Here is a 5,597-nt window from a genome sequence, read left to right as displayed (position 1 = left end):
TCGAGCGCGAGCGCCCCCAGGCCATGCTGCCGACGGTGGGCGGCCAGACGGCGCTCAATCTCGCGGTGACGCTGGCGGAGGACGGCACGCTCGACCGCTTCGGCGTCGAGCTGATCGGCGCCAAGCTGCCCGCCATCAAGACGGCCGAGGACCGGAACCTCTTCGCCGCGGCTATGGCGCGGATCGGCCTCGCGATCCCCAAGGGCTTCTTCGCGCGGAGCCACGAGGACGCCGGCGCCGGGACGCGCGCCCACAAGATCGGCTTCCCCCTCATCATCCGCCCGTCGTTCACGCTCGGCGGCACGGGCGGGTCCATCGCGTACAACCCGGAGGAGCTCGAAGAGGCCGTCAGGTGGGGGCTCCAGCAGAGCCCCGCGGGCCAGGTCCTGGTCGAAGAGTCGGTGATCGGCTGGAAGGAGTTCGAGCTGGAGGTCATGCGCGACCTCGCCGACAACGTCGTGATCATCTGTTCGATCGAGAACTTCGACCCGATGGGCGTCCACACGGGCGACTCGATCACGGTGGCGCCCGCCCAGACGCTGACCGACAAGGAGTACCAGCGGATGCGCGACGCCTCGCTCGCCATCATCCGCGAGATCGGCGTCGAGACGGGCGGCTCCAACATCCAGTTCGGCGTCAACCCGGCGGACGGGCGCATGGTCGTCATCGAGATGAACCCGCGCGTCTCCCGTTCCTCGGCGCTGGCCTCCAAGGCGACGGGCTTCCCGATCGCCAAGATCGCCGCCAAATTGGCGGTCGGGTTTACCTTGGATGAACTGCGGAACGACATCACGCGCGAGACGCCGGCCTCCTTCGAGCCCGCGATCGACTACTGCGTCGTCAAGTTCCCGCGCTGGGCCTTCGAGAAGTTCCCCGAGGCGGACCAGACGCTGACGACGCAGATGAAGTCGGTGGGCGAGGCCATGGCCATCGGGCGAACCTTCAAGGAGGCGCTCCAGAAGGCCGTCCGGTCGCTCGAGCAGGACCGCTGGGGGCTCGTGATGGACAAGCCGCCGGCCGACGACGAAGGGCTGCGCCAGAAGATCCGGGTGCCCAATGCCGAGCGCTGCTTCGCCGTCGCCGAGGGCTATCGCCGCGGGATGGGCACGCAGGAGCTCCACGCGCTGTCCGCCATCGACCCGTGGTTCCTCGAGAACATCCGCGAGATCGTCGAGTTCGAGCGCGAGATCAGCACCGCGGGGCTCGGCGATGCCGAGGTGCTGCGGCAGGCCAAGCAGATGGGCTTCGCAGACAGGAGGATCGCTGAGCTCTGCGGAGCGACCGAGCCGGAGGTCCGAGCCGCGCGCCTGGGCCAAGGGATCAGGGCGACCTTCAAGATGGTGGACACCTGCGCCGCCGAGTTCGTCGCGCACACGCCCTACCTCTACTCGACGTACGAGGAGGAGGACGAAGCGCCGGCCACCGACCGGGAGAAGGTCGTCATCCTCGGCTCCGGCCCCAACCGCATCGGCCAGGGCATCGAGTTCGACTACGCGTGCGTGCACGCGGCCTTCGCGCTCAAGGAGGCGGGCGTCGAGGCGATCATGGTCAACTGCAACCCAGAGACGGTCTCCACGGACTACGACACCTCCGACCGCCTCTACTTCGAGCCGCTCACGTTCGAGGACGTGATGAACATCGTGGAGCGCGAGCGGCCGCGGGGCGTCATCGTCCAGTTCGGCGGGCAGACGCCGCTGAAGCTGGTCGTCCCGCTCGAAAAGGCGGGCGTGCCCATCCTCGGCACGCCGCCGGACGCCATCGACCGCGCGGAGGACCGCAAGCGCTTCGCCGCACTGCTCGCCGACCTGCGGCTCCAGCAGGCCCCGGGCGAGACCGCGCGCTCCTACGACGAAGCCGAGCGCATCGCCGAGGGGATCGGCTACCCGGTGCTGGTCCGCCCCTCCTACGTGCTCGGCGGGCGGGCCATGCAGATCATCTGGGACCGCGAGGATCTCCAGCGCTACATGTCCGAGGCCGTGCGGGTGAGCGACGAGCACCCGGTCCTCGTGGACAAGTTCCTCGAGGACGCTCTCGAGGTGGACGTGGACGCCATCGCGGACGCCGAGCGCGTCGTGGTGGGCGGCGTCATGGAGCATATCGAGAAGGCCGGGATCCATTCGGGCGATTCGGCCTGCGCCCTGCCCCCCTACTCGCTCGGCGACGACCAGATCGAGCGCATCAAGATCCAGACCCGCGCCCTCGCCCGCGAGCTGGGCGTGATCGGGCTCCTCAACATTCAATTCGCGATCAAGAACGAGACGGTCTACGTGCTCGAGGTCAACCCGCGCGCCTCGCGCACCGTGCCCTTCGTCTCCAAGGCCATCGGCGTGCCGCTGGCCAAGCTCGCAACCAAGGTGATGCTGGGGCAGCGCCTCCGCGACCTCGGCTTCGCCGAGGAGCGCGAGGTGGGACATATCGCGGTCAAGGAGGCGGTCTTCCCCTTCGTGAAGTTCCCGGGGGTGGACGTGGTCTTAGGTCCCGAGATGAAATCCACGGGCGAGGTCATGGGCATCGACCGCGACTTCCGCAAGGCCTATATCAAGGCGCAGATCGCCGCCGGCTCGCCGCTGCCGACGTCCGGCAAGGTGTTCCTCTCGGTCAAGAACCGCGACAAGCGCGCCGTGCTGCAGGCGGCCAAGCGGTTGGCCGAAATGGGCTTCTCGCTCGTGGCCACCGTCGGCACGGCCAAGCTCCTCCGGCGCCAGGGCATGACGGTCGAGCTGGTCCACAAGGTCAACGAAAGCCTGCGCCCCAACGTCGTGGACCTCATGAAGCGCGGCGAGATCGCCCTGGTCTTCAACACGCCGGAGGACGGCCGGGCCCGCAAGGATTCCTACCTCATACGCCGGACGGCGGTGACGCAGAACATCCCCTACTACACGACGGTGGACGGCGCCCAGGCGGCGGTCGGCGGCATCGAGGCGCTGCTCAAAGGAGAGATGACCGTGCAGCCGCTCCAGGACTACCATGCCCCGCGATCCTAAGGACCGGCTACCCGCGGATCGGTTAATAGTCGCGCTCGACGTCGACTCGCTCGACCGCGCGACCGGGCTCGTTGACGCGCTCGCCGGCCAGGTGACCCGCTTCAAGATCGGCTCTCAGCTCTTTACAGCGGCGGGGCCGTCCGCGGTCCAGGCAGTGCGGAAGCGCGGCGGCGAGGTATTCCTCGATCTCAAGTTCCACGATATCCCGAACACCGTGGAAGGGGCGGCGCGAGAGGCCGTGAGGCTGGGCGTCTTCATGTTCAACGTCCACGCCTCGGGCGGGCGCGCCATGATGAGCGCCGCTGGCCGCGGCGCCGCCGAAGCCGCCCTCACCCTCGGCCTTCCCCGCCCGCTCGTCATCGCGGTCACCGTGCTGACGAGCCTCGACCGCGCCGCGCTGGCGGGTGAGCTGCACGTCGCCTCCTCGGTCGAGGGGCACGTGCTCCACCTCTGTACCCTCGCGCGCGAGGCCGGGCTCGACGGCAACGTCGCCTCCCCGAACGAGATCCGCGCCATCCGGCACGCCATGGGGCACGGGTGGACCGTCGTCACGCCGGGCGTGCGGCCGGCAGGCAGCGAGCACCACGACCAGTCGCGCGTGGCCACGCCGCGGGCCGCGGTCGAGGCGGGGGCCGACTATCTCGTCGTGGGGCGCCCAATCACCGGCGCGCCCGATCCCGCCCGGGCGGCCGAGGGCATCCTGTCCGAGATGCGCGCATGAGCCCAAGCACCGAGCACGCGGTGCTGATCCAGCGCCTCTTCGAGATCGGGACCATCCGCTTCGGCGAGTTCACCCTCAAATCCGGGATCAAGTCGCCTTTCTACATCGATCTCCGCGTGGTGATCTGCTACCCCGACGTGCTGCGGCGGATCGGCGTGCTCATGGCCGCCGAGGTGAGCCGCTGCGCGGGCGACCGCATCGCCGGCATCCCCTATGCGGGCCTGCCGCTCGCGGTCTCGGCATCGCTTGCCGGTAACCTCCCGCTCATCTACCCCCGGAAAGAAGAGAAGAGCTACGGCACCAAGCGGCGCATCGAGGGCGTGTTCAAGCCGGGCGACCGGGTGGTCCTGATCGACGACATCATCACGGACGGCGGCAGCAAGTTCGAGGCGATCGAGGTGCTCGAGGAGGCGGGGCTCGTCGTCAAGGACCTCGTCATCCTGATCGACCGCGAGCAGGGCGGCCGCAAGCTCCTCGCCTCCAAGGGGTACGCGCTCCACACCATCCTGACCATCTCCCAGTGCTTCGACGAATGGGAGCGCACGGGAGCGGTGGACGCGGCCTCGATCGCGCAAGCCCGCGAGTTCATCAAGGCCAGCCGGTTCGCCTGATGGCCCCCGTCGGCGACGGCGTCGGCGAGGTGCTGCTGGACGAGTCGGCGATCCGCGCGGAGGTGGGGCGGCTCGCCCTCCAGATCTCGGCCGACTACGCCGACAAGCCCCTTCACCTCGTGGGTGTCCTCAAGGGCGCCGCCGTCTTCCTCGCGGACCTGCTGCGCGCGCTCACGGTGCCGGCGACGATCGACTTCATCTCCATCGTCCCGTATGGCCAGGTGACAACCTCCGGAGTCGTCCGCATCAGGAAAGACCTCGACGAGCCGCTCGAGGGCAAGGACGTCCTCGTGGTCGAAGGCATCTGCGCCAGCGGCCTCAGCCTCTCCTATCTCCTGCGCAACTTCCAGACGCGTCGGCCCGCCTCGCTCCGGACCTGCGCTTTCGTCGTCAAGCGGCGCGAGCGGCCCGCCGACGTCACCCTGCACTATGTCGGCCGCGAGATCCCGGACGTCTTCGTGGTCGGCTATGGCCTCGACGCGCAGGAGCAGTATCGCAATCTCCCCTACATCGCCCGCCTCGCCTAGCACGCCGCTGAAGAACTCGCAGGCGGCTCAAAAAGGTCCAGATGCGAGGCGACGCCCCGCTGTTCGAGTTGAGCGACGGCCTGTGCCGTCGCGAGACGAGGGCTGGATTGATTCCGCGCGCGTACGACTATCTCAGCCCTCGCCTCGTGGCTCCGCCACTCAGCTCGAACGGCCACGAGCGTGCGACCGAGGGCGTCAACGAAGCAGATGGGCCTTTTTCAGCAGCCTGCTAGTACTACTGTGTTAGGAAAGTTAGGGGAATCGCGGGGTATCCTGGCAAGCTGGACGTATGCCTACCTCCGAGACGGCACGGGCCCACCGCTTCGCTACCTATGTGGACCACCTCGCCACCGCCCTCGGCCACCGGGATCGCCATGAGCCGCTGCGCGCGTACGTCACCGGGCTGTGCCTGCCGGGGGAGCGCAAGAGCATCGAGCCGATGGCGGCGCGCGTCGATCCGCGGCATGTCCGCGCCCGCCACCAATCGATGCACCACTTCGTCGCCAAGGCGCCCTGGGACGCCGCCGCGGTGCTGCGCGTCGCGCGCGACTGGGTGCTGGGGCCGATGGCCCGGCATGGCCGCGTGGCCGCGTGGATCGTGGACGACACCGGCTTCCCCAAGAAAGGCCAGCACTCGGTGGGCGTGGCCCGGCAGTACTGCGGCGTCCTGGGCAAACAGGACAACTGCCAAGTGGCGGTGAGTGTATCGGTGGCGAACGAGGCGGTGAGCCTGCCGGTCACCTATCGGCTCTAC

Annotated in this window: 5 protein-coding genes; all 5 read left to right on the top strand. The window is 68.7% G+C overall.

Translation table 11 applies throughout. The features are described from left to right. On the top strand, window positions 1–2,984 hold a 2,984-nt coding region (carB, locus tag VGV06_16870; GenBank protein HEV2056815.1), incomplete at its 5' end, for a carbamoyl-phosphate synthase large subunit. Further along, window positions 2,968–3,705, top strand: coding sequence for an orotidine-5'-phosphate decarboxylase (pyrF, locus tag VGV06_16865; protein ID HEV2056814.1), 738 nt, complete (start codon window positions 2,968–2,970; stop codon window positions 3,703–3,705). The genes carB and pyrF, both read left to right, overlap by 17 nt. Further along, on the top strand, window positions 3,702–4,316 hold the full coding sequence (pyrE, locus tag VGV06_16860; protein HEV2056813.1) for an orotate phosphoribosyltransferase: 615 nt from the start codon (window positions 3,702–3,704) through the stop codon (window positions 4,314–4,316). The genes pyrF and pyrE overlap by 4 nt, the downstream gene beginning before the upstream one ends. Then, window positions 4,316–4,843, top strand: a complete 528-nt coding sequence (hpt, locus tag VGV06_16855) for a hypoxanthine phosphoribosyltransferase (GenBank protein ID HEV2056812.1) — start codon at window positions 4,316–4,318, stop codon at window positions 4,841–4,843. The genes pyrE and hpt overlap by 1 nt, the downstream gene beginning before the upstream one ends. Before the next feature lie 289 nt (window positions 4,844–5,132). Beyond that, window positions 5,133–5,597: transposase (locus VGV06_16850; GenBank protein ID HEV2056811.1), on the top strand; the 465-nt coding region annotated here is incomplete at its 3' end.

This window comes from Candidatus Methylomirabilota bacterium, from assembly GCA_035936835.1.
Classification (GTDB): Bacteria; Methylomirabilota; Methylomirabilia; order Rokubacteriales; family CSP1-6; genus AR37.
Note: the sequence above shows the minus strand (reverse complement) of the source record. Positions and strands in the feature narration are given on the sequence as shown.